Source organism: Actinoplanes lutulentus, assembly GCF_003259845.1.
GTDB classification, from domain to species: Bacteria; Actinomycetota; Actinomycetes; order Mycobacteriales; family Micromonosporaceae; genus Actinoplanes; species Actinoplanes lutulentus.
In genome coordinates, this window is sequence record NZ_QLMJ01000002.1 from 400,060 (window position 1) to 424,342 (window position 24,283).

At 69.4% G+C, this 24,283-nt stretch carries 21 protein-coding genes; 10 read left to right on the top strand and 11 right to left on the bottom strand.

Annotated elements, in window-relative coordinates; genetic code table 11:
• Positions 1-9 precede the first annotated feature (9 nt).
• Genes B0I29_RS05235 through araA form a run of 4 tightly spaced genes read left to right on the top strand, consistent with a single transcriptional unit; the run spans position 10 to position 5,047 of the window.
• Positions 10-1,536: a sugar ABC transporter ATP-binding protein gene (locus B0I29_RS05235; protein WP_111647689.1), complete on the top strand. Its 1,527-nt coding sequence runs from the start codon at positions 10-12 to the stop codon at positions 1,534-1,536.
• Entirely contained in the window at positions 1,533-2,543 is a 1,011-nt protein-coding gene (locus B0I29_RS05240) for an ABC transporter permease (protein ID WP_111647690.1), read from the top strand. The genes B0I29_RS05235 and B0I29_RS05240 overlap by 4 nt, the downstream gene beginning before the upstream one ends.
• Positions 2,540-3,565: a galactofuranose ABC transporter, permease protein YjfF gene (gene yjfF, locus B0I29_RS05245; protein ID WP_181557697.1), complete on the top strand. Its 1,026-nt coding sequence runs from the start codon at positions 2,540-2,542 to the stop codon at positions 3,563-3,565. The genes B0I29_RS05240 and yjfF overlap by 4 nt, the downstream gene beginning before the upstream one ends.
• A complete protein-coding gene (gene araA, locus B0I29_RS05250) occupies positions 3,566-5,047 on the top strand; it encodes an L-arabinose isomerase (RefSeq protein WP_111647691.1) in 1,482 nt (493 codons plus the stop codon). It begins immediately after the preceding gene.
• A 32-nt stretch (positions 5,048-5,079) separates the two neighbouring features.
• On the opposite strand, the gene B0I29_RS05255 is transcribed toward araA, so the two are convergent.
• Positions 5,080-5,802, bottom strand: a complete 723-nt coding sequence (locus B0I29_RS05255; RefSeq protein ID WP_111647692.1) for a laminin G domain-containing protein — start codon at positions 5,800-5,802, stop codon at positions 5,080-5,082.
• Between the two features lie 275 nt (positions 5,803-6,077).
• On the opposite strand from B0I29_RS05255, the gene B0I29_RS05260 reads away from it, so the two are divergent.
• Positions 6,078-6,779, top strand: a complete 702-nt coding sequence (locus B0I29_RS05260; protein WP_221402302.1) for a hypothetical protein — start codon at positions 6,078-6,080, stop codon at positions 6,777-6,779.
• Positions 6,780-6,820: 41 nt separating this feature from the next.
• Here B0I29_RS05260 and B0I29_RS05265 read toward each other — a convergent pair whose 3' ends face one another.
• The 3 genes from B0I29_RS05265 to B0I29_RS05275 all read right to left on the bottom strand — a co-directional run bounded on the left by B0I29_RS05265 (position 6,821) and on the right by B0I29_RS05275 (position 10,922).
• Positions 6,821-8,458, bottom strand: a complete 1,638-nt coding sequence (locus B0I29_RS05265) for an amidohydrolase (protein WP_111647694.1) — start codon at positions 8,456-8,458, stop codon at positions 6,821-6,823.
• Positions 8,459-8,498: 40 nt separating this feature from the next.
• Positions 8,499-9,437, bottom strand: a complete 939-nt coding sequence (locus B0I29_RS05270) for a hypothetical protein (RefSeq protein WP_146616723.1) — start codon at positions 9,435-9,437, stop codon at positions 8,499-8,501.
• Between the two features lie 252 nt (positions 9,438-9,689).
• Positions 9,690-10,922: a glycosyltransferase family 87 protein gene (locus B0I29_RS05275; RefSeq protein ID WP_111647696.1), complete on the bottom strand. Its 1,233-nt coding sequence runs from the start codon at positions 10,920-10,922 to the stop codon at positions 9,690-9,692.
• A 134-nt stretch (positions 10,923-11,056) separates the two neighbouring features.
• On the opposite strand from B0I29_RS05275, the gene B0I29_RS05280 reads away from it, so the two are divergent.
• The 5 genes from B0I29_RS05280 to B0I29_RS05300 all read left to right on the top strand — a co-directional run bounded on the left by B0I29_RS05280 (position 11,057) and on the right by B0I29_RS05300 (position 16,726).
• Positions 11,057-12,733, top strand: coding sequence for an AAA domain-containing protein (locus B0I29_RS05280; RefSeq protein WP_111647697.1), 1,677 nt, complete (start codon positions 11,057-11,059; stop codon positions 12,731-12,733).
• Positions 12,730-13,464, top strand: coding sequence for a hypothetical protein (locus B0I29_RS05285; protein ID WP_111647698.1), 735 nt, complete (start codon positions 12,730-12,732; stop codon positions 13,462-13,464). The genes B0I29_RS05280 and B0I29_RS05285 overlap by 4 nt, the downstream gene beginning before the upstream one ends.
• Positions 13,465-13,535: 71 nt before the next feature.
• The gene (locus B0I29_RS05290; protein WP_111647699.1) at positions 13,536-14,099 is read left to right on the top strand and encodes a TetR/AcrR family transcriptional regulator; all 564 of its coding nucleotides are present in this window, start codon (positions 13,536-13,538) and stop codon (positions 14,097-14,099) included.
• Between the two features lie 18 nt (positions 14,100-14,117).
• Positions 14,118-16,343, top strand: coding sequence for an MMPL family transporter (locus tag B0I29_RS05295; protein ID WP_111647700.1), 2,226 nt, complete (start codon positions 14,118-14,120; stop codon positions 16,341-16,343).
• Between the two features lie 98 nt (positions 16,344-16,441).
• Positions 16,442-16,726, top strand: a complete 285-nt coding sequence (locus B0I29_RS05300) for a TM2 domain-containing protein (protein ID WP_245972243.1) — start codon at positions 16,442-16,444, stop codon at positions 16,724-16,726.
• 24 nt (positions 16,727-16,750) lie between these two features.
• Here the strand turns inward: B0I29_RS05300 and B0I29_RS05305 are convergent, their stop codons facing one another.
• From B0I29_RS05305 to B0I29_RS05335, 7 genes are all read right to left on the bottom strand, one after another.
• Positions 16,751-17,566 (bottom strand): hypothetical protein, encoded by an 816-nt coding sequence (locus B0I29_RS05305; protein ID WP_111647702.1) that lies wholly within the window; start codon positions 17,564-17,566, stop codon positions 16,751-16,753.
• 112 nt (positions 17,567-17,678) lie between these two features.
• Positions 17,679-18,767, bottom strand: a complete 1,089-nt coding sequence (locus tag B0I29_RS05310; protein WP_111647703.1) for a glycoside hydrolase family 53 protein — start codon at positions 18,765-18,767, stop codon at positions 17,679-17,681.
• Positions 18,767-19,873 (bottom strand): glycoside hydrolase family 53 protein, encoded by a 1,107-nt coding sequence (locus B0I29_RS05315; protein ID WP_111647704.1) that lies wholly within the window; start codon positions 19,871-19,873, stop codon positions 18,767-18,769. The genes B0I29_RS05310 and B0I29_RS05315 overlap by 1 nt, the downstream gene beginning before the upstream one ends.
• A gap of 121 nt (positions 19,874-19,994) precedes the next feature.
• On the bottom strand, positions 19,995-21,014 hold the full coding sequence (locus B0I29_RS05320; protein WP_245972245.1) for a LacI family DNA-binding transcriptional regulator: 1,020 nt from the start codon (positions 21,012-21,014) through the stop codon (positions 19,995-19,997).
• 14 nt (positions 21,015-21,028) lie between these two features.
• Positions 21,029-21,880: a carbohydrate ABC transporter permease gene (locus tag B0I29_RS05325; RefSeq protein ID WP_245972246.1), complete on the bottom strand. Its 852-nt coding sequence runs from the start codon at positions 21,878-21,880 to the stop codon at positions 21,029-21,031.
• 2 nt (positions 21,881-21,882) lie between these two features.
• Positions 21,883-22,854 (bottom strand): carbohydrate ABC transporter permease, encoded by a 972-nt coding sequence (locus tag B0I29_RS05330; RefSeq protein WP_111648014.1) that lies wholly within the window; start codon positions 22,852-22,854, stop codon positions 21,883-21,885.
• Between the two features lie 65 nt (positions 22,855-22,919).
• Complete coding sequence (locus B0I29_RS05335; protein WP_111647706.1) at positions 22,920-24,227, bottom strand: ABC transporter substrate-binding protein; 1,308 nt, start codon at positions 24,225-24,227, stop codon at positions 22,920-22,922.
• Positions 24,228-24,283: the final 56 nt, after the last annotated feature.

Below are 24,283 nucleotides of genomic sequence, written 5' to 3' on the forward strand. Positions count from 1 at the left end.
GGAGCACGAATGGGCGAGCAGTCCCTGGTCCTCGAGATGACCGGGATCCGAAAGGTCTTCCCCGGCGTCGTCGCACTCGACGGCGTCGATTTCCGGCTGTTCCCGGGCGAGGTCCATGCCCTCATGGGCGAGAACGGCGCCGGGAAATCCACCCTGATCAAGGTGCTGACCGGGGTCTACACGATCGACGGCGGCGAGGTACGGCTGGGCGGCGAGGTCGTGCACATCAACGGCCCGCTCCAGGCTCAGCAGGCCGGCATCAGCACCGTTTACCAGGAGGTCAACCTCTGCACCAACCTCTCGGTCGCGGAGAACATCTTCATCGGGCGTGAGCCGCGCAAGTTCGGCCGGATCCAGTGGGGCCTGATGCGGCGGCGCGCGAGCGAGCTGCTCGCCCGGCTCGACCTGGACATCGACGTGTCGGCCCCGCTGAACACGTACTCCCTCGCGATCCAGCAGATGGTCGCGATCGCGCGCGCGGTCGACATCTCCGCGCGCGTGCTGATCCTCGACGAGCCGACGTCCAGCCTGGACACCTCCGAGGTGGCGCAGCTCTTCGCCGTCATCCGCCGGCTCAAGGCGGACGGCGTGGCGATCCTCTTCGTCTCGCACTTCCTCGACCAGATCTACGAGGTCTCCGACCGGCTCACCGTTCTGCGTAACGGTCAGCTGATCGGCGAGTTCAAGACCGAAGAGCTTCCCCAGGTACGCCTTGTCGAGAAGATGATCGGCAAGGAGCTCGCAGCCCTGGAGTCCCTGGAGGACAAGGCCCAGCGCACCCGCGAGAAGGTGGCCGAGGCCGAGCCGATCCTGCAGGCCAAGGAGCTCGGCCGGACCGGTGCGATCGCCCCGTTCAACCTGACGATCCACGCCGGCGAGGTTGTCGGGCTGGCCGGGTTGCTCGGGTCCGGGCGTACCGAATTGGCTCGGTTGTTGTTCGGCGCCGACAAGCCGGACAGCGGTGAGCTGCTGCTGGAGGGCAAGCAGGTCAATCTGCGTGACCCGCAGGTGGCGATGAAGCGCGGCATCGCGTTCTCCTCGGAGAACCGCCGCACCGAGGGCATCATCGGCGAGCTCAGCGTCCGGGAGAACATCATCCTGGCGATGCAGGCCTCCCGGGGCTGGACCCGCCCGATCCCGCGCCGCAAGCAGGACGAGATCGTCGAGAAGTACATCAAGGCGCTGCAGATCCGGCCGGCCGATCCGGAACGCCCGGTGCGCAACCTGTCCGGCGGCAACCAGCAGAAAGTGCTGCTGGCCCGCTGGCTGATCACCGAGCCCCGGCTGCTGATCATCGACGAGCCGACCCGTGGCATCGACGTCGGCGCCAAGGCGGAGATCCAGAAGCTGGTCGCCGAGCTCTCCGACGGCGGCATGGCGGTGCTCTTCGTCAGCGCCGAGCTCGAAGAGGTCCTCCGGCTCAGCCACAAGATCGAGGTGCTCCGGGACCGCAGGCTGGTCGAGGAGCTGGAGAACACGTCGGACGTCGACGCCGACCGCATCATGCAAACCATCGCCAGCGGAGCGACTTCATGACCATCCTCAAGAACAGGTTGTTCTGGCCGGCGGCGATCCTGGTGGCGCTGCTGATCGTCAACGCGTTCACGTCCAACCAGTTCGTCACGGTCCGCGACGGGCACCTCTTCGGCAGCCTGATCGACATCCTGCGGGGCAGTGCGCCGCTGGTGCTGGTCGCGCTCGGCATGACCCTGGTGATCGCCACCGGCGGCATCGACCTCTCGGTCGGCTCGGTCATGGCGATCTCCGGCGCTGTCGCGTGTCTGCTGATCAGCGACCTCGGCAACCAGAACAGCGTCGGCTCGGTGCTGCTGATCATCGTGATCGCGATCGCGGTGTCGCTGCTGGCCGGCCTCTGGAACGGCGCGCTGGTCGCTCTGGTCGGCATCCAGCCGATCATCGCGACGCTGATCCTGATGGTGGCCGGCCGGGGCATCGCCCAGCTGATCACCGACGGTCAGATCATCAACGTGCAGTCCGGGCCGTACGCGACGATCGCGACCGGCTTCTTCCTCGCGTTGCCGGTGGCCTTCCTGATCGCGGTCGCCGCGGTCGTCCTGATCACGTTGCTGACCCGGCGTACCGCGCTGGGCCTGCTGCTGGAGTCGGTGGGCGGCAGCCCGACGGCGAGCCGGCTGGCCGGCATCCGGTCCCGGCGGATCACCACGATGGTGTACGTGGTCTCCGGCGGGTTCGCCGGGCTCGCGGGCCTCATCTACAGCGCGAACATCAAGAGTGCCGACAGCATCTCGGCCGGCAACCTGATCGAGCTGGACGCCATCCTCGCCGTGGTGATCGGTGGCACCGCGCTGATCGGTGGCCGGTTCTCGATCGCGGGGACCGTGCTCGGCGCCGTCCTGATCCAGGCGCTCGGCGTCACGGTGGTCGCGGTGGGTGTGCCGCCCGAGGCCACGCTGCTGTTCAAGGCCGTCGTCGTGGTCGCGCTCTGCCTCTCTCAGTCCGCGGCTTTCCGGGAGAAGGTCTTCGGGCGCTTCACGTCGACGCGAACGGAGGCGATCGCATGACGACCATCGACGCGACGCCGGACACCGGCAACAAGAAGGACTCGCCCGCCAACCCGCGCCGGCGGGTCTACCGGCCGAACGCGAAGTACATCCCGATCCTCTCGACCCTCGCCCTGCTGGTGATCATGTACAGCGGCGCGGTGGCGAACTTCGAGAACTTCGGGCAGCCCAGCGTCGTGGTCAACCTGTTCCGCGACAACGCGGTGCTGCTGGTGGTCGCGGTCGGGATGACCTTCGTGATCATCACGGGCGGCATCGACCTGTCGGTCGGCGCGGTCATCTCGCTGACCACCACGCTGACCGCGACCCTGCTGCAGGGCGGCTGGCCGCCGCTCGTGGTCCTGGTCCTGGTGCTGCTGCTCGGCTCGCTGATCGGCGCCGGACAGGGTGCGGTGATCCACTACTTCAAGGTGGAGCCGTTCATCGCCACCCTCGCCGGGCTGTTCCTGGCCCGGGGACTGGCGCTGTTCATCAACCAGCAGTCGATCCCGATCCGCGACGAGACCTGGAAAGCCATCTCGGAGTACCGGATCCCGCTCGCCGAGGGCGTCGTCACCAAGCCGATCGCCATCGTGGCGCTTGCCGCGGTGCTGATCGCCGCGGCGGTGCTGGCCTGGACCCGGTTCGGTCGCAACGTCTACGCGATCGGTGGCAGTGCCGACTCCGCGCTGCTCATGGGCCTGCCGGTCGCCCGTACGCGGATCGCCGTCTACACCCTGAGCGGCTTCTGCGCGGCCCTCGGCGGTGTGCTGTTCAGCATCAACTCGACCTCCGGCTGGGCCCTGCAGGGCAACGGCCTGGAACTCGACGCGATCGCGGCCTGCGTCATCGGTGGCGTGCTGCTCACCGGCGGATCCGGTTACGTGTTCGGTGCGCTGCTCGGCGTACTGGTCACCGGCCTGATCCAGACGATCATCATTTTCCAGGGTGACCTGAACGCGGCCTGGACCCGGATCATCGTCGGGGTCCTGCTCTTCGCCTTCATCGTCCTGCAGCGACTCGTGACGAGAAAGGTCAAGTAGATGAGCAACGGGGAAGTCTGGTTCCTGACCGGCAGCCAGGGCCTCTACGGTCCGGAGACCCTCGACCAGGTCGCGTCGCAGTCCCGGGAGATCGCCGCCCAGCTGGACGCGAGCCTGGACGCCGACGTGGTCTGGCAGCCGGTGCTCACCACGGCCGAGCAGATCCTCGACATCTGCCGCCGGGCCTCGTCGACGCCCGGCGTGCTCGGCGTGATCACCTGGATGCACACGTTCTCGCCGGCCAAGATGTGGATCGCCGGTCTGGACGCGCTGCGGGCGCCGCTGCTGCACCTGCACACCCAGCACAACGTGGCACTGCCCTGGGCCGAGATCGACATGGACTTCATGAATCTCAACCAGGCCGCGCACGGTGACCGGGAGTTCGGGTTCATCGAGACCCGGCTCGGTGTGCCGCGCAAGACGGTGGCCGGGCACGTCAGCAACCCGGCGGTGGTGAAGCGGATCGACACGTGGGTGCGGGCGGCCCGTGGTTACTCGGCCATGCGCAACCTCAAGCTCGCCCGGTTCGGCGACAACATGCGCGACGTGGCGGTGACCGAGGGGGACAAGGTCGAGGCGCAGTTGCGCTTCGGGGTCTCGGTCAACACGTACGGGGTCAACGACCTGGTCGCCGTGGTCGACCAGATCGCTGACGAGGATATCGACAAGCTGGTCCGTGAATATCAGGATATTTACGAGGTTGCCCCCGAGCTGCTCAATGAGCGGCGCGAGTCCCTCCGTTACGGGGCGAGGATTGAACTCGGGCTACGGCAGTTCCTCACCGAGGGCGGCTTCAAGGCGTTCACCAGCAATTTCGAGGACCTGGGCGGCCTGCGCCAGCTCCCCGGCCTCGCGGTCCAGCGCCTGATGGCCGATGGGTACGGGTTCGGTGGCGAGGGCGACTGGAAGACCTCGGTGCTCGTGCACACCCTCAAGGCGATGGCACCCGGCGGCGCGACGTCCTTCATGGAGGACTACACGTACGACCTCACGCCGGGCAACGAGGTCATCCTCGGCGCCCACATGCTGGAGGTCTGCCCGTCGATCGCGTCCGGCACGCCGAAGCTGGAGATCCACCCGCTCGGCATCGGCGGCCGGGAGGACCCGGTCCGGCTCGTCTTCGACGCCGCGCCCGGCCCGGCGATCGTGCTCGGCCTGGCCGACCTGGGTGAGCGGTTCCGCCTGGTCGCCAACGAGATCGAGGTGGTTCCGCCGACCGCGCCGCTGCCGAAGCTGCCGGTCGCCCGGGCCGTCTGGAAGCCGGCGCCGTCACTGGAGACCTCAGCCGAGTGCTGGCTGACCGCGGGCGGCCCGCACCACACGGTGCTGTCGTCGTCGGTCGGCGCCGAGGAGCTGGCGGACCTGGCCGAGATGGCCGGCACCGAGCTGCTGGTGATCGACTCGGCCACGACATCGCGGTCGTTCACCAAGGAGGTGCGCTGGAACCAGGCGTACCACCGGCTGGCGCGAGGCTTCCGCTAACCGCTTTTTCACGAGGAACGACGGCCATGCGCTCACCACTCCGGGCGCATGGCCTCGATCGTGATGTAGTCCAGATCCCCCGCGTAGTAGTCGCAACCCACGTCGATCTGGTCGCACTCGTACTTGCCGCCGATCGTCACCGGCCACGAGTTGGCGATCGGCCCGGTCCAGCCGTCCCGCGCCGCGACCTGCTGCCCGTCGATGAACAGGACCACCCCGGCCTGGACGCGGACACACCGCACGACGTGCCAGTACCCGTCGTTGATCGAGTACGGCGCGATCACCTCCAGGAACGCCTTCGGGCCGCGGAACGTGCACTCCACCCGTCCGCTCGGGATCTGCAGCTTGAAGTTGCCGCCGGAGACCGTGGCCTGGCCTTTCTGGATGATGTTGCCGAACTTGTTGGTGGTCCGGAGCCGGACCGTGACGGCGTAGTCGTTCGTCCCGGGATCGAGCGCCGAGTCGTCCGGAACGACGACCAGATGGCCGGGTCTGGCAGGCGGAGTGTCCGGTTCGAGTCGTTCGAAGTGGTACCCGATGTCGTCGCCGAGCATCAATCCGGTGCCGACCTCGCCGCCGATTCTGCCGTCCAGGCCGTTGCCGCTGCCGTCGATCATGCGGCTCGCGCCGGGCTCCTCATCCATGCTCCAGGATGCCACCGGATAGCCGTCGGCTCGCGCCGGGCTTCCGACCAGCGCGGAAGCGGCCGTCAGCGTGGTTGTCAGGGCGGCGACCAGCGCGCGGCGGCATTCCATGGCTCATCCTTGAGGGGCGGCGGAGCAGAGTTTAATGATCTTATGGGGCAAATGTTCTTTTTACGTAGCGTTCCGGGATTCGGCTGCTCAGTGTCATCGCCTGATCACTGAGGATCTCTCGCAAACGACCTGCTCAGCTTGGTAGCATCCGCCGATCATGGTCGCTCTCCGACGGGAACCCGGGGCAGCGCCTGACCCCCCGCGCTGACGAATCAGATAAGGAACGTGTCGAAGTGCTGCTCAATGGGACGGACAGTGAGACCTCGGAGCACGCGATGATCCCCCCGAACCCCGGTCTGCCGAACCAGGCGCTCCAGGTGCTGGCCCTCGCCCAGCGCACCGCCGAGGAGCACGTGGCGAGTGCCCAGCACCACGCGGACAAGATCCGTACGGACGCGCTGGCCGCCGCCGAGCAGATCGCCCGCGAAGCACAGGCCCACGCGAACAACGTGCGCCGCGAGGCCGACCGGGTGCTGGCCGAGGCCCGCGCCGGAGCCGAGCAGATGGCTCGTGACGCTCAGGCCCGCGCCGAGGACGCCCGGCGTACCGGAGAGAAGATCGTCGCGGACTCCCGCGCCCGGGCCGAGACGATCGGCGCCGACGCGATGGCCGGCGCCGAGCAGCTGCGCCACCAGGCGCAGCAGCGGTACGACGACGTGGTCGGCAGCCTCGGCACCAAGCGGGAAGCGCTCCAGCAGCAGATCGAGGCGCTGGAGGACTTCGACCGCGATTACCGGGGCCGGCTCACCGCGTTCATGCAGAGCCAGTTGCGCGCCCTCTGGATGGACGCGCCGCAGCTCACCGCCGAGGTGATCGACGAGGAGCCGGTGGCGGAGGAGCTGGAGGCGGCGCAGGCCCATGCCCAGGCCCAGGCCCGGCACGGCGCGCCTTCGCACGGAGCCCCTTCGCACGGTGCTCCGGATGCGGACGACGAGGACTTCGACGACGAGGACGAGCAGCCCGCCGAGAAGCAGTAAGCAGTAATAGGGAAGGCCCGGGGGAAACCCCGGGCCTTTTCTCATGAGGCCGCGGTGTAGACCCGCTCCCCGCCGACGTAGGTGATCGCCACCGACGCGTCGCCGATCTCCTGCGGCGCGCCGGCGAACGGATCCCGGTCCAGCACCACCAGGTCGGCCCGGTTGCCGGCCCGGATCACCCCGCTGTCGTCCAGGTGGTTCACGAACGCCGACCCCGCCGTGTACGCCGTCAGCGCCGCCGCCAGATCCAGCTCCTGACCCGGCAGGAACGGCGGGTAGTCGCTGCCGTGATGCACCCGGTTCACCGCCACGTGGATCGCTTCGAGCGGATCCGGCGTGGTGACCGGCCAGTCGCTGCCGGCGGCCAGGTGCGCGCCGGCCCGCCGCAGGTCGCCGAACGGATATTGCCGGCCCACCGCGTCCGGGTCCAGGAACGGGATCGTCAGATCATCCATCTGCGGCTCGTGCGACGCCCAGTACGCCTGCAGGTTCGCGCTGGCGCCCAGCTCGCGGAACCGGGGAATGTCGTCCGGGTGCACCACCTGCAGATGGGCGAGGTGCGGCCGGGTGTCCTTCCAGCCGTTCGCCGATCGGGCCGCCGCGACCGCGTCCAGCGCGTCGCGTACCGCCCGGTCGCCGAGCGCGTGGAAGTGCGCCTGGAAACCGAGGGCGTCCAGCTCGGTGACGTACCCAGGAAGTGCTTTGGGGGCGATGAAGGACAGGCCCTGGTTCGTGGTGGCGCAGCCGCAGCCGTCCCGGTAAGGCGAGGTCATCGCGGCCGTGAAGTTCTCCGCGACGCCGTCGAGCATCAGCTTCACGCTGTCGCAGCGCAGCCGGCCCACGGTGAACTTCTCCCGTTTCGCGACCAGCTCCGGGATCTGCGAGGCGTCCCGGTCCCGGTCCCACCAGAGCGCGCCGACCACTGTGGCGCGCAGCGAGCCGTCCCGGGCCGCCGCCAGGTACGCGTCGGAGACGTCCGGATATCCGTTGGTGGCGCACACCATGGCGTCCTGCCAGGACGTGACGCCGAGCGAGAAGAGCAGGTCCTGGCCCCGGTACAGCCCGGCCAGCCGGTCCGCGGCGGTCAGCTCCGGCAGCAGGTCGGTGACCATCTGCATGGCGCCCTCCTGCAGCCCGCCCGACGGTGAGCCGTCCGGCGCCCGGTCGATCCGGCCGTCCGCCGGGTCCGGGGTGTCCGCGGTGATCCCGGCCAGCTCCAGGGCGCGGCTGTTCACCCAGGCGCCGTGGTGGTCGCGGTTGGAGAGGAACACCGGCCGGTCCGGCACCACGCTGTCGAGCAGCTCGCGCCCGGGAACCCCGCCGGGGAAGCTCTCCATCGCCCAGCCACCGCCGGAGATCCACGCGAGGTCCGGGTGCTCGTCGGCGTACGCCCGGACCCGCCGGAGGTATTCGTCGACGACGACGGTGCCGCTCAGATCGCACTGGTTCAGCTCGACGCCGCCCATCACCGCGTGCACGTGCGCGTCCTGGAACCCGGGCAGCAGCAGCCCGCCGTTCAGGTCGACGATCTCGGTGCCCGGGCCGGCGAGGTCGCGGACCTCATCGGTGCCGACGGCCTGGATCCGTCCGTCCCGCACGGCGACGGTGGTGGCGTATCCGCGGGCGGCATCGGCGGTGAAGATCCGTCCGCCGACGAAAAGCAGGTCAGCTGCGGGCATGACGTCCAGATCCGATCTGTCGGGAGTATTGATCGAATCACTAGCCGTGAGCGCCCGTCAACGTCACCATCAGGACAGCGAGGCAGACCGTCGCGCCTGCCAGCGGCCGGCCGAGCGAGGCGGCGAGCAGCGCGAGATAACCGAGCAGCGCCCCGGGCCACCACCGCCGATCCGGCATCAGCGCGAGCACCATCACGGTCGTCACCGCGACCGGCCCCCAGTAATACCGCAGCTCCACCGAGTCGGTGGCCACCCGCAGCAGCACCGCGGCGGCCGGCGCACCCGCGATCACGATCGTCTTTTCCCGGAAGCGCCACGCCACCAGCCCGCAACCCCCCGCCACGACGACCGCCTGCACGAGCCGCACCGCCCAGGTCACCTGATCCAGCCCGGCGAACGCCGCGAGAGTCCCCTCGGCAACCGGCCAGACATGCCCGAACATTCCGAAATGCCCACCGGCCACAAACGGCAGATAAGCCGCCACCCCCACGATCCCGCCAAGCCCCGCCACCCGCACGACCAGCCGCAACGGCCCGGCGGCGAGCAGACACGGAAAACCCAGCACCGCCCACGGCGCGATCGCGACGGCCACCCCCAGCACGGTCCCGGCCGCGACCCGCCGCCGGCTCTTTCCCAAGACCATGGCGTACGCCCAGAGCACCGGCACCACCAGTTCCGCAGGATGCCCGTCCCCGACGACCGGCAGGGCGATCCATAGCAGCGCGAGCAACCCGGTGATCGCCTCCCGCCGAGGGTTCCCGCCACAGAGCCGGAGCGCGGCGATCATGAGCCCCGCGTTGACCACGAAGAACGTGGCAGCCGAGGGCTTCCCGTCCGCACCACCGATCATGAGGAGCCGGCTCACGAGCAGCTGAAGTGGGCCCGCCTGGTTCCAGCCGCTCTCGTAGATCCCGTCCAGATGCCCGCCGAGCAGCCGCTGCCCGGCCCCCGCGAAGTCCGCCAGATCCGGAGGCGCCATCCGGGTGACCACCCCGACAATCCCGGCAACGACAGCGGCCCCGGCGGTCCGAGCGGCCCCGGCGGCCCGAGTGGCTCCCTTGGCCCCGACGAGCTGCCGACCGGCCCGCGAACATCCCGCCATCACTCGCGAGCCACCGGCCGGACGCTCACTCACCGTGTGCCCCAGCCCGGTGAACAGCGGCCCACAGTGCGCCCCCACCCCGGCGTGACCGAAGCCCACCGTGTGCTCGCGCCCCGCCTGGACGCGCGCTCACCGTGTGCCTTGGGCTCGGTGGGGCGACACCGTCGGGGAGGCCGGCTCCGGCTCGGAATCGCCCGGCCGCCCGGCACCACCTGGGCGGCGCACCCCACGACCCGAGCGGTGCATGGTGAGCAGGGCCGTGAACAGCAGCAGCTCGGCCAGGACGAACCATGTCTGGCCGCTTGATCGCTGGCCCAGCAGCATCGGGACGTAGGGCCCGGGGATCGCCAGCAGCGTGATGCCGGGTGTGAACATGATCCAGGCCCGTGACCCCGCCGGCTGCAGGGCCAGCAGCAACAGGATCGCGGCGAGCACCACCAGCAGGTAGTGCACTTCGGATATGCCGCCGGCCAGTAGGGTGCCGACGAGGACCAGGGTGCCCAGCCAGACGGGAGACGGGCGTTTTTCGGAGGTCAGGGACGCCATTACGCGTACCCCGAGAATCAGCGATGTTGCCGCGGCCGCGGCAATGCCGGTGAGGTGCGGCCAGGCGTGCGCTTCCGCCCAGCCACGCAGGGAGAGGTTGTTGATCGCGTTTGCGCCGTGCAGGTTGGTGCCGGATACGACATAGCGCAGGATTTCGGGATAGTGCGAACCGCCCGGGATCAGCGCCATCGCGGCCAGCAGGAGCGCGCCGGCCGGGATCATGGTGCGGGCCAGGGCGGACCATCGGCGGTGCAGCAGCGGTACCAGGATCAGCGGCGCCAGCATCGGCTTGACCAGCAGTGTCGCGGCCAGGATCGCGCAACCCAGCGTCCAGCGGCCCCGGTGGAACGCCAGGAGGATCGCGATCACGGCGGGCACCAGGAAGACGGTGAGGTTGCCCAGTGAGAGTGACCGGGACGCGGCGAAACCGCCGAGCAGGCTGAGCAACGCGACCGCGGTGATGATCGCGCGCCGGCCGGGCGCGGCCAGCGAGCGGGAGTCGGGCTCGGCCTGGCGGCCGGCCAGCCACGCCGCGCAGGCCAGTGCGGCGCCGCCGGCGAGCGTCCACAGGGCGAAGGCGGTGTACGGGTCACCCAGCGCCGTCGGCAGCAGGAGCGGTACCGCTGTCGGGGGATAGACGAAGTACGGGTCGGTGAAGACGGATTCGCCGTGCAGCAGGGATGTGGCGGCGTTGCGGAGCGGCTCGAAGTCGATCCCCATGGCCAGCACCTGGAGCACCTGGATCAGGCCGCTCAGCGCGATGAACGCGGCCAGCGCCACGAGCGCGGTTCCGGGCACACGGCGGATGCGGTCCACGACTGACCTATCGGCATGTCACCCGCCGGAGTGAACCGGCCAGAGGTACCCGAGCGCACATGGGAGCGATTCCATAGCCGGAAAGCGCACAAAGCGTGTTGGGTGGCCCGCAGGGGCCCAACTATGGTGGGCGAATGGCGTCGACCTCTGTCGATTTGGATCGTGATGACCGCGAACGCCACACCTCCGGTGGCGGCGGTCTCGGCGTCGATGCCTTCTATCCGGGACGCTACAAGAACGACCGGTTCTGCGCCGCCCTCGAGCTCGCTGTGGTGGCCGCCCACGAGCTCGACGCGGTGCCCGACCGGATCCCGGGGCCGCGGGCGCCGGCCGAGGAGCCGGTCGAGTTCGGTCTGGGCCAGCGGATCCAGCGGGACGCCATCGTCCGGCTGCGAGCGGGTGCGACCGCCAACGCGGGGCTGCTCGCGCTGCTGGCCGAGGGCCGGTTCGCGCCACCGGGCCCGTTCTGGCAGGACAACAACACCAAGCACACCACCCCGGAAACACGGGCGCCCGCCCCGGACCGCGCCGAGGCTGTCCGGCGGGCTCTTGCCGTACCCGATCTGCTCTGTCTGATCGCGCCGCGAGGCGCCGCACGGACCTTGACCGTCGTGGAGATCGTGCGAGCCGCCGCGGAGCGCGGTGAGCGCGTGCTGATCACCGCACCCGACTCGGCGACCGTCGACGCCGTGGTGGACAGGTTGCCGCCCGGGCCGACAGTGGTCCGCGCCGATCAGCCCGGGGGAGGTCCCGGCAGCCTCGCCGCGGCTGCGTCCGAGACCCAGCGGCGGATTCTGGCGCGCTCGCAGGCCGCCGCCGTCGCGCTCGAACCGTGGCTCGGTGAGCCGTCGCCGGCGATGGGCTGGCTGCGCCGGCTCACCACCGCGCTGGCCGAGGCCGAGCAGGAACGCCGGCGCGCCGACCAGGCCGGCGACGAGCGGGACGCGATCGCCGCGGCCGCCCGGGAACGGCTCGGTGCCTCGCTGCGTGACCACGGACGGGTCGTCGAGGTCGCCGAACGAGCTTTCACCCTCGCCGAGGACGCGATGCGCCGGCTCGGTGTTGCGCTGAGCCGGGCGGAGAATTCCCGGTTCGGGCGGTGGCGGGCCGGGCGTCTGCGCACCCGGCTCGCTGTCGCCGCGCCCGCCGCGCTGACCGCGCGGGAAACCCTGGCGAGGGTACGCGAGGAGCACGCCGACCATCGTGACCGGCTGGACAAGGACGTCGAGCAGGATGCCGCCGTCCGGGCCGCCGCGGATCGGGCCGCCTTCGCCGACGTGGCGGCCCATCGTGCCCTCGAGTCCGCCGAACGCTCCGCGCACCGGCTGACCCGCCTGATGTCCGGCGTCGCGCCGGAGCCGGCGTGGACCGCCGACGCGGCCGGCCTCACCGATTTCGCCGGCCACTGCTCCGGGCTCGAACCGGTGCTGCGCGGCCGGGCCGGCCTGCTGCGCGAGTGGCGTCAGCGGGCCGCGCGGCCGAGCCGCCAACTGCACGCCGAGCTGCTGCGGTACGCCGATGTGGTCGCCACCACCTGCCTCGGTGTAGGCCGCCCGGAGCACGGCGACCTGGAGTTCGACCTGGTGGTGATCGTGGACGCGGGCCGGACCGGGCTGCCGGTCGCGCTGGTGCCGCTGGTCCGGGCCCGCCGGGCGGTGCTCGCCGGCTCGGTGGGCCGGATGCCGCTCTTCGATCTCGGGGCGGCGCCGGTGCCGGACGAGGTGACCGGGCTGCTCCATCGCAGTGTGCTGGAGCGGCTTCTGGAGAAGGCGCCGGCCGCGAATCGCGTACGCCTGAGGTCCGGATCGTGAGCGAGCCGGCGCACCTGCCGTTGCGGGAGATCGAGCGCCGGGTGGCCGCCCTGCCCGGTGTCGAACCGCAGCGGATCGTGCCGCTGCTGCTCCCGATGTGGGCCGTCGAGGTGACCGCGACCGTCCGCGACTCGCAGCCGTACGACGTGCTGGACCGCTATCTGTCCCGGGCCGTCGCCGAGGGCGGCCTCGACCGGACCGACGAGCTCGCCGGGTTTCTCGGTGTCGAGCCGCCGCTGGTGGCCCGGGCGGTGCGTCACCTCGCCGGGATCGGCCATCTGGTACGCGACGGCGACAAGCTGAACATGACCGAGCTGGGCCGTCGTTCCGTGGCGGACGGCCGGCGGTACCACCTGGCGGCGGGGCGGCGCCTGTCGTTCCGGTTCGACGGTTTCCAGGGTGAGCCGGTGCCGTACGCGACGGTGGTGCACTCGACGTGGCTGCCATCGCCGGAGCTGACGCTGAGTGATGGGACGGTGTTCTCGGCGGTCTCCGGGGTGCCGTTGCCGTCGGATGCGGTGTCGTTGCTGCTCGCCCGGCCGGATGCGGGGGACTTCACGGGGGCGGTGGTGCCGGTGACGGCGTCGGTTGATCGGGTCGTCGGACGATATCTGCCGATTTATCTGGTCATCTGCGCGGAAGACCATCTGGTCTTCGGCACGGCGCTGGACGGACCGGATCCCTACCTCGCCGGGTTTATCCCTTTCCTCGGCGGGAACCTCGAAACCTGACATGAATCAGTGTGGGGACCAACACGGTCCTTGACGGACCGTCCTGGTCCATTCCGGTCTACGGTGGTCCTATGCCCCGTCCCACCCGACAGCAGATCGACGACGAGATCCTCGACGCCGCGGCCAGCCTCTTCGCCCGCCACGGATTCAGGGAGACGTCGATCCAGCGCATCGCCGACACGGTGGGCTACTCGAAGACCGGCCTGCTGCACCGCTTCCCCAACAAGGAAGCCCTGCAGCACGCGGTCATCGAGCGCTGCGTCAACCAGGTCCGTGACATCGCCACCGGTGTGTCGGACCTGCCGGTGGGGCCGGAGCGGGACCGCGCCGTGATCACGGCCGTGGCCCAGCTCGCGCTCGCCCAGCCGGGTGTCGTCGCTCTGCTCCTCTCCTCCCTGGTCAGCGAACCGGAGAGCGAGATGGGGCAGGCGTTGAGGGAGATCGGCGAGGCCATCACCGCGGCCTTCGGCGAGGAGTTCCTCTGCGACCCGCCCCGGGCTCTGCGCAAGGTCGGCGCGCTCGGCGCGATCGCGGTGGCCAGTGTGGCCCTGCGTGACGTGCTCAGCCCCGACGCGATGGCCGGCCTCGTCGAGGTCGGCTGTAACGCTCTCGGCCACCCCTCCGTCACACACTGAGAAATTAGGGATCCCCTCATGGCAACGTTGTTGCATCGCCTCGGGTTGGCGTCGGTACGCCACAGGATCATCGTCACGTTGGTGTGGCTGCTGGCCCTGGTGGCCGTCGGGGTCGGAGCGGCCACTCTCTCCGGGACCACGGCCAACACCTTCAGCATCCCCGGCCAGGAGTCGACAAAGGCCCTGGACCTGATGACCGAGAAGTACGGCGCGGCGTCGGCCGGCGCCACCGTGCAGGTGGTGTTCGAAGCCCCCGCCGGCGAGACCGTGACCGCGCCGGAGAACGCCGCGCAGATCGCCAAGGCGGTCACCGACCTCGGCACGGTGCCCGGCGTCGTCGGGGTGAGCAATCCCCTCGACAAGGCCAACCCGGCGGTGTCCCGGGACCAGACCGCGGCGTACGCCTCGATCACGTTCGGCGTGCAGCCGTCCGAGGTCACCGATGAGCAGCGCGAATCCATCATCGCCAAGGTCGAGCAGGCCCGGTCGCTCGGCCTGACCGTCGAGGCCGACGGTGAGGCGCTGAGCAACCCGGCCGACATCGGTGGCGCCTCGGAGATCCTCGGTGTCGTCGTCGCCCTGCTCGTGCTGGCCCTGACGTACGGCTCGCTGGTCGCCGCCGGCATGAACCTGCTGACCGCGATCGTCGGCGTCGGCATCGGCGCGGCCGGCATCGTCACCCTGACCGGCTTCGTCGACCTCCAGTCGACCACCCCGATCCTGGCGGTGATGCTGGGCCTGGCCGTCGGCATCGACTACGCCCTGTTCATCATCACCCGGTTCCGGCACGAGTTGCGCCGCGGCCTGGCGGTCGAACCCGCCGCCGCGATGGCCGTCGGCTCCGCGGGCTCGGCGGTCGTCACGGCCGGCCTCACCGTCGTGATCGCGCTGGCCGGGCTGTCGATCGTCGGCATCCCGTTCCTCACCGAAATGGGCCTGGCCGCCGCCGCGACGATCGTGATCGCGGTGCTCGTGGCGATCACGCTGGTGCCGGCGATCCTCGGGTTCGTCGGGGTTCGTGCGCTGCCGCGCAAGCAGCGCGAGATTGCCGGCGGCTCTGCGGGGGACGAGATTCCGGTCGGGCGTGGCTTCATCGCCGGTTGGGCGCGGCTCGTCACCACGAAGCGCACCCTCAGCCTGGTCCTGGCCGTCGCGGTCCTCGCCATCATCGCGATCCCGTTCTTCTCGATGCAGACCACGCTGAACCAGCGCGCCGCCGAGGGCAGCACCCAGGCCAAGGCTCAGGCGATCATGGACAGCCGCTTCGGCCCCGGCGTGAGCAGCCCGCTGCTGGTTCTGGTCGACGGACCCAACGCGGTCGGTTACGCGGCCACCGTGCAGAAGCAGGTCGCCGCTCTGCCGGACGTCGCTCTCGCCACCCCGGCCCAGCCCAGCCAGGACCAGTCGGCCGCCCTCATCACGATCATCCCGGGCTCCGGCCCCGAGGATCAGAAGACGATCGACCTGGTCAACGCCATCCGTGACACGGTCCCGGACGCCGACGGCGCCGAGGTCTACGTCACCGGCAACACCGCGGTCAGCATCGACGTCTCGCAGAAGCTGAACGACGCGCTCCCGGTGTACCTCGCGCTCGTCGTCGGCCTCGCGTTCGTCCTGCTGGTGCTGGTCTTCCGGTCGATTCTGGTGCCGGTCGTCGGCGTACTCGGCTTCCTGCTCACCATCGGCGCCGCGTTCGGCGCCACGGTCGCGGTCTTCCAGTGGGGCTGGGCCGCTTCTCTGGTGAACGCGGGCTCCACCGGTCCGATCCTGAGCCTCGCGCCGATCATCATCGTCGGCATCCTGTTCGGCCTCGCGATGGACTACCAGGTCTTCCTGGTCGCCCGCATGCACGAGGCGCACGCCCACGGCGCCTCACCCCGCGACGCCATCGTCACCGGCTTCCGCCAGGCCGCCCCGGTCGTGGTAGCCGCCGCCACCATCATGTTCGCGGTCTTCGCCGCCTTCGTCCCCGAGGGCAACGACACGATCAAGCCGATCGCGTTCGCGCTGGCGGTGGGCATCGCGTTCGACGCGTTCATCGTGCGGATGGTCCTGGTCCCGGCGGCGCTCGCGCTGCTCGGCCGTTCCGCGTGGTGGCTGCCGGCGTGGCTGCGCTGGCTGCCGGAACTCGACGTGGAGGGCGCCGCTCTGGAGCGCAAGGCCCCAGCCCCGGCTGCTTCCCCGGCATCGACTCCGGCCTCGGCCTCGGCTCCGGCCCCGATCGACGAACCCAGCTCCGTCTGACGCGCCTGGTTCGTCTGACTCACCCTTGAGAGAGGCCGTCACCCTTCCCGGGTGGCGGCCTCTCCCGCATGGGTACGCGTCTCGCTATCGTTGCGCCGGTGAGCGACCCGATCAAGTACCGCCTGCTCCGCGCCGAGTCGGAGTCCGCCTCGGTGCGGAAGGACCTGAAGGTGGCGGTGGTCCTGTGGTGTTTGACAGGGTTGCTGGGCGGCCACAGGTTCTACCTGGGCGACACGGGCCGCTCGGTGGCGATGCTCTTCACCCTGGGTGGCCTGGGCGTGTGGACACTGGCCGACGTGTTGTTCCTGCCCCGCCGCGTCCGCGTGGTGAACGCCCGCCGCCGGGCAGAGGTGATGGCCCGACACGGCCTGCTGGAGGGGTAACTCAGCCCTGCGCGTTCGGCGGGGTCAGGGCTTGCGGGGGCGGGTGGCTCGGCTCGGGAGCCTGGTGCCGGCCAGCGTCAGCATCGCTGCCTGACTCCGCAGCCGCCGCCGGGCAGCCGCCGGGGAGTGGAAACGGCCCGCGGTCAGGGCATCGCTGTGCGGCGTGAACCGGGCCGGCGCAAGCTCGGAGGCCGCCGGGGCGTCCGGGGCCGGGACTCCGGGGGCCAGATCCTCGTAAGCCGACGAGCTCTCCCCGGGAGCCGGCGAGCGCTCTTCGACGGTGGCGTTCTCGTCGAGGTCGGCGACAGCGTCCTTGTCCAAATCGACGGCGGCTTCCTCGTCGAAGTCGAAGGCCGGGACGTGGTCAGGGAACTCGGCGAGCGTGGATGCGGCTGCGGGCTGGGCATAAGCGGCTCGGAACAGGATCCAGGCCGCCGCCACGTTGACCAGGGCGAACGGGGCCGCCAGCATGGCCACGCCGGGGGTTGCCGTCAGCAGGATCGCTGCGGCTGCCGCTGTCGCCAGGGCTGCCACGCCGTCCGCGATGCGAGGCGGATCAGACGGGCGGCGGGCGAACCGTACCGTCGCCACCGCGTTGAGCGCGCCCAGCGCGAGGGCGCCGGTGAGCGAGGCCACCAGGGGCCAGAGGCGCTGCCAGGTCTCGGTCTCGTCGGCGAAGAAGAAGAGCATGAACGGTACGCCGACCACCGCGATCGCCAGCAGGATGATGGCATTCGCGGTGAGCACGATCGCGGACGCCGTGATCGTGTCCAGTCGCCGCCGGCCCTGGCCCGCGGGTCGCCAGTCCTGGCCGGTGTCTGTCGTATCGATGCTGACCATGACTCGGCACCGTAACGTATCGCGCCCACTTCGTGGATGTGCGGCTCTTTGCGCGTACCCCAGCAAGGAGCCCGGTCCGGCGGGGAGCCGGACCGGGCGTCATGGGAGTGAGTTACGGGGTCCAGGTGAGGTTGGGGTTGACGTTGCCGGTCCAGTCGAAGGTGGCCATGTTGTCCCAGCCGTCGCCGGTGCCGTTGATGTTGGCGGGATCCCAGCCGTTGCCCTTGATGGCATACCAGGTGGGTTCCCAGTAGAAGACGCCGATGGCGCCGGCGTTGCGAGCGGTGTTCTGCACCCAGCTGAACTGCTGGGCCTGGCCCGCGAAGGTGGACGGGATGCTGTCGCAGAGCACGGTGCCCGGGATCGAGTTCTTCTCACTGTCGGCGTCGGCCGAGGTGAATTGGTACGCGGTCTCGGCGACCACGACCGGCTTGGCATAGCGGGTACGCAGATCGGTGATCACGTTGTAGAGGTTCGCCAGCGTCCCGTGCCACATGCAGTAGTAGGAGAGCGCGGTGATGTCCCACGTGACGCCGGCCGCCTTGATGCCGTCGTAGAACCAGCGGGCGTTCGTGAGGCTGTCCGAGTTCGCCGTGTGGATCATGACCTGGGTGGAGCTGTTGCAGGCCTTGGTGGCGTTGTAACCCTGCTTCAGCAGCGACGCGAGCGGCGTGAAGTTGCTGCTCACGATCTGTCCGCGCGGCCAGAGCATGCCGACGTTGATCTCGTTGCCGATCTGCACGCTGTCCGGCGTGGTGCCCTGCGCCTTGAGCGAGGTGCAGACGTCGTAGGTGTAGTTGTAGACGTCGGTCTGCAGCTGGGTGAGCGAGTGCGAGGCCCAGGCCACCGGCGGGTACTGCTTGCCCGGGTCGGCCCAGGTGTCCGAGTAGTGGAAGTCGATCAGCAGCTTCAGGCCCTTGGCCTTGATCGCTTTCGCCTGCTGGAGGACCTTGGCCTTGTTGTTGTAACCGCTGGCCGGGTTGTTCCACACGCGCAGCCGCATGTAGTTGGCGCCGGCACCCTTGAGGATGTCGTACGGGTCGGTGGCGGTGCCGTTCTTGTAGTACTTCGCGCCGAGGTCGAGGCTGCGCTGCAGCGAGGAGACGTCAGCGCCGAGCATCGTCATGGAGGCCGCCTGGGCGGGACTGGGAGTGAAGGCGATCAGGACCGCCGCGATGAGGATCGCTCGAAGGGCGCGCATCACTTCTCCCAGCGGATGTAGGGGTTGATGCGGCCGTTGTCGTCGAAGGTCGCCATGTTCTCCCAGGCGTTGCCCGAGTTCTCGATGTCCTCGGTGTCCCAGCCGTTGCCGTCGATCGCGGTCCAGGTGGGTTCCCAGTAGAAGACGCCGAGCGCCCCGGCGGCACGGGCCGTGTCCTGCACCGCGGAGAACTCCTGTGCCTGGCCCTTCTGGGTGGCCGGGATGTCGTCGCACGGTGCCGGCGACAGGATGATGTTCTCCAGGTGGTCGTAGTTCTCGGTGGTGTACGGATACGCCGTCTCGGCGATGACGACCGGCTTGCTGTACCGGGTCTTCACGTCGGTGATCACGGTCGCCAGGTTGTCCAGGCTGCCGTGCCACATGCAGTAGTAGGAGAGCGCGGTGATGTCCCACTTCGCGCCGGCCGCGGTGATGCCGTCGTAGAACCAGTGGGCGGCGCCGATGTTGCCGGCGTTGGCGGTGTGCACCAGGACCTGGGTCTTCCGGTTGCAGGCCTTGGTGGCGTCGTAACCGGCGTTGAGCAGGCTCGCCACCGGGGCGAAGTCGCTGTTGGCGACGTATCCGACCGGCCACAGCATGCCGACGTTGATCTCGTTGCCCACCTGCACGCTGTCCGGCGTCGTGCCCTGCCGCTTGAGCGAGGTGCAGACGTCGTAGGTGTAGTCGTAGACGTCCTTCTGGAGCTGCGGGAGGTCGTGGCCCTCCCAGGCGCCCGGGATGAACTGCTTGCCCGGGTCGGCCCAGGTGTCCGAGTAGTGGAAGTCGATCAGCAGCTTCAGGCCCTTGGCCTTGATCGCCCTCGCCTGCTTGAGCACCTGCTCCTTGTTGCTGTACCCGCTGGTCGGGTCGTTCCAGATGCGCAGCCGGGCGTAGTTCACGCCGGCCTGCTTCAGGATGTCGTACACGTTGTCGCGCCGGCCGCGGAAGTCGTAGAACTTCGCGCCGAGCTCCAGGGAGCGGGGAAGGGTCGAGACGTCGGCGCCGCGCATGGTGAGTTCCGGGCCTTTGCCCGAGGTATGCGCTGACGCGGGTGCGGGGGTGAGGATCGCCGCGAGGACGGCGACGATCGCGAGGACGGATCTCATGACACTCCTTTGTGGACAAAAGGGGCGAAATGGGGGTGCGTGTTTCCAGTGGAGCGCGGGGCCGGTCGCGGTACATGGGGGAAAACCGAGGCCGGCCCCGCCGGGGAGCCCGAGTAAGAACTCAGGCAGGTGAGGAGGAGCGGATCACCAGGCTGGTCGGCACGGTGATCGAGAGCGGGGTACGGCCGGCGATCACATCGGTGAGCAGCCGGACCATCTCCTCGCTGATCCGTTCCAGCGGATGCCGGACGGTCGTGAGCGGCGGCTCGGTGGTGGCCGCCAGCCCGGAGTCGTCGAAGCCGACGATCCGGACGTCGCCGGGAACGTCCCGGCCGTGCTCGCGCAGCACCGGCAGGGTCGCCGACGCCATCGCGTCGGACGCGGCGAACACCGCGTCCACGTCCGGGAGACGATCGAGCAGGGTACGCATACCAGCCGCACCGCTCTCCCGGCTCCAGTCCCCGTGCACGATCAGGGCGGGGTCGACCTCGATACCCGCCGCGGTCAGCGCGTCCTTGTAACCGCGCAGCCGGAACACCCCGCCGAACGTGTCCTGCGGCCCGGTGATCGTGGCGATCCGGCGGCACCCGGCGGCGAGCAGGTGCTCGACCGCGCTGCGGGCGCCACCCCAGTCGTCCGCCGAGACCGAGCTGATCGTGTCCTCGAAGCCGAGCACCTGCCCGCACGCCACGATCGGCACCTCGGCCTGCACCAGCTGCTTGAGCAGCGGGTCACCGGAGTGCGGGGAGACCAGCAGCACCCCGTCGACGTGGCCGCCGGAGAGGAACGTGATGGTCCGGTTCCGCTCCTCGGGCGTCGACGCGATCATCAGGATCAGCGTCAGTTCCCGGTCGGAGAGGGCCTGCGCCACCCCACGCAGCAGCACCGAGAAGTTCGGGTCCTCGAAGAGCAGGTGCTGCGGCTCGGTGAGCAGGAACGCGATCGACCCGGATCGCCCGGTGGCCAGCGAGCGGGCGTGCTGGTTCGTTGTGTAACCGGTCCTGGTGATGGCGTCGTTGACCGCGCGGACCGCTTCCGGGCTGACCCAGTCGCGCCCGTTGAGCACCCGGGACACCGTCGCGTAGGACACCCCGGCCTCGCGAGCGACGTCGCGGATGGTGGGGCGTTTACGCGACTGCACGTTCGGGATCATAGCTACGCCTTGACCCCGCCGGCGGCCAGGTCGACCTGCCAGTAGCGCTGCAGCGCCAGGAACAGCGCGATCAGCGGGATGATCGAGAGCAGCGCGCCAGTGACCACCGAGGTGTACATGGCCGGCTGGTTGGCGCCCTGGTTGAGCAGCCCGTTGAGGCCGACCGTGATCGGGTACAGCTTGTCGTCGCCGAGCATGATGTACGGCAGCATGAAGTTGTTCCAGACCGCCACGAACTGGAACAGGAAGACGGTCACCAGGCCGGTACGCATCATCGGCAGCACGACCCGGGCGAACGTACGCCAGTCGCCGGCCCCGTCGATGCGGGACGCCTCCAGGATCTCGGTCGGCACCGCCGCGGCCGCGAAGATCCGGGCCAGGTAGATGCCGTACGGGCTGATGAAGCTGGGCAGCAGCACCGCCCAGTACGTGTTGGTCATGCCGACCTTCGCCAGCAGCAGGTACTGCGGGATGGCCAGGATGACGCCGGGCACCAGGACGCCGGCGAGGATCACGTTGAAGACGAAGCTCTTGCCGCGGAACTCGAACTTGGCGAGCGCGAACCCGGCCATCGCCGAGATCAGCGTCGAGACGGCGGCGCCGACACCGGCGTACAAAGCGGTGTTCGCCATCCAGCGCCAGTACAGGCCGTCGCGGTAGTTGTTCAGGTCGACGATGTTGTCCCACAGGTGGGTGCTGGGGGCGAGGGTGAACGTCGAGAACAGCTCGCCGGCGCTCTTGCTGGAGGCGATCAGCACCCAGAGAACGGGGAGCAGGCAGTACGCGGCACCGAGAATCAGCAGCGTGGTGGCAAGCGTGCTGCGATTCTGCTTCTTGGCGGTCATCGTTGTCATCGTCAGTCTTCCTGGTTGAACGCGCGCCGGCCGACGAGCTTCAGGAAGCCGAAGGACACGATGAACGTGGCGAGCGCGATGATCACCGAGGTGGCGGCGGCCGCATAGATGTCGTTGCGGGTGAAGGCGTCCCGGTACACCTTCATGAGCGGCGTCCACGTCGTGGAGATCGTGTTAGCGAGCGGCCGCAGGGTCATCGGCTCGGCGAAGACCTGAAGTGTGGCGATCAGCGAGAACACGAACGTCATGACCAGCGAGGGCATCACGATCGGGATCTTGATGCGCCACGCGATGGTGAAGTCCGACGCGCCGTCGATCCGGGCTGACTCGTACAGGCTGGTCGGGACCGCCCGTAACGCGGTGTAGATGACGATCATGTTGAAGCCGGTGCCGCCCCAGATCGCGATGTTCGCCACCGCCCAGAGCGTCAGGTCGCTGGAGAGCAGGTTCGGCGCGGTGATGCCGACGGCCTCGAACAGATCGGTGATCGGGCTGACCCGGGGCAGGTAGAGGAAGCCCCAGAGCAGCGAGGCGACGACGGCCGGCACCGCGTACGGAAGGAAGATCGAAATGCGGGCGAACTTGCTGATCGACTCCCGGGTGCGGGCGGCGTCCAGCAGCAGCGCCATGAGCAGTGCCAGGCCGAGCATCGTGGGCACGACGATCAGTCCGTACGCCCCGACGCGCAGCACACTCGGCAGGAAGTCCGGGTCGGTGAGCGAGCGGGCGTAGTTGCTCAGCCCGGCCCACACCTCGGTCCGTGACTTCGCGCCCAGCCCCAGCCCGCTGACCTGCACCTTGCGCAGGCTCAGGTAACCGGCGTAGAAGATCGGCGCGGCGAGGAAAAGGGTGAAGAGGATCATCGCCGGGGCGAGGAAGGCGTAGGGGGTGCCGGAGCGCTTGGCCGGGCGCTTGGCGGCCTTCGCCGGGACCTGGCGCGCCGGGGCGGCAGGCTTATCAATGATCAGCGACATCGCCGAACCTTTCTCCATGAGGCCCGGGCGGGCCTTCTAAACTCCGGAGACCCGCCCGGGAGGACTCATCCAGCGACGTTGAAGCCGGTGTTCTTCAGGTCGTCGACGGTGGTCTGCTGGATGGTCGCGAGCGACTCGGTGAAGGCGGCGGCCTTCTTCGACTCGGCGGCCTTGCCGAAGGCGTCGTTGAACGCGCTGTACGCGACGTTGACGTTCGGGCCGTAGGTGAACGGCTTCGTCGCCTTCGCGGCCTCGGCGGCGATCGTGTAGTAGTCCGCCTGGTCCGAGAAGAACGCCGGCGGCGTGGTCAGGACGCTGGTGGCGTCGTTCGCGGCCGGGTAGATGTTGGCGTCGGTGGCCAGCAGCTTCAACGCGGCGGGGTCGCTGTTGAGCCACGCGATGAACTTCGCGGCCTGCGCCTTGTGCTTGGTCTGGGTCGTCACGCTCGTGGCGGAACCACCCCAGTTGCCGGTCGCCGGGCTGGCGGCGTCCCACTGCGGCATCGGCGCCGCTTTCCACTTGCCCTTGGTGTCCTTGGCGCTGCCCTCAAGCACGCCCGGCGCCCACACGGCGCTGACCCAGCCGACCTGGGTGCCGTCGTTCAGAGCGGCGTTCCACTCCGGGGTGTACATCGGCTTGTTGTCGACGACACCCTTCTCGACCAGGCCACCCCAGTACGAGGCGACCTTCTGGGTGGCGGCGTCGTTGATGTTGACGCTCCAGGCGTCGCCGTTCACACCCCACCAGGAGGCGCCGGCCTGCTGGGCGAGGCCGGTGAACAGGCCCGCGTCAGTGGCGGAGAAGGTGCCGATGTACTGCTTCGCGTCCGCCTTGTGGATCTTCTCGGCGGCTGCCGCGTAGTCGTCCCAGGTCTTGGGAGCCGCGAGGCCGTTCTTCTCGAAGACGTCCGAGCGGTAGAAGAACATCAGCGGGCCGGAGTCCTGCGGGACGCCGTAGACGGCCTCCGAGCCGAGCGTGACACCGTTCCAGGAACCCTCCGGGAACTTGTCCTTCAGCGAGCCGACTTCGCCGGCGATGTCGGCGATCGCGTCCGAGGAGACCAGGGTGGGGATCTTCTGGTACTCGGCCTGCATGATGTCCGGCGCGCCGCTGCCGGCCTTGATCGCGGTCAGCAGCTTGGTGACGGCCGGGTCGCCGCCGTCCTGCTTGTTGACCGTGATCTGGATGTTGGGGTTCGCGGAGTTCCAGGCCGCGACCACCTTGTCCATGTTCGGGGTCCAGGTCCAGTAGGTCAGCGCGACCTTCTCGTCGGGGTTGACCTCCTCCGCGGAGTCGGAGCTGCTGCATGCGGTGCCGGTGAACAAAGCCGCTGCGGTCAGAGCCGCCATGAGCGGGGCGTATTTAGTCTTCATCGATCCTCCTTGATCGGCTTGGCCGGTAACGGGAAGCCGTTGACGGGTCCGTCCGA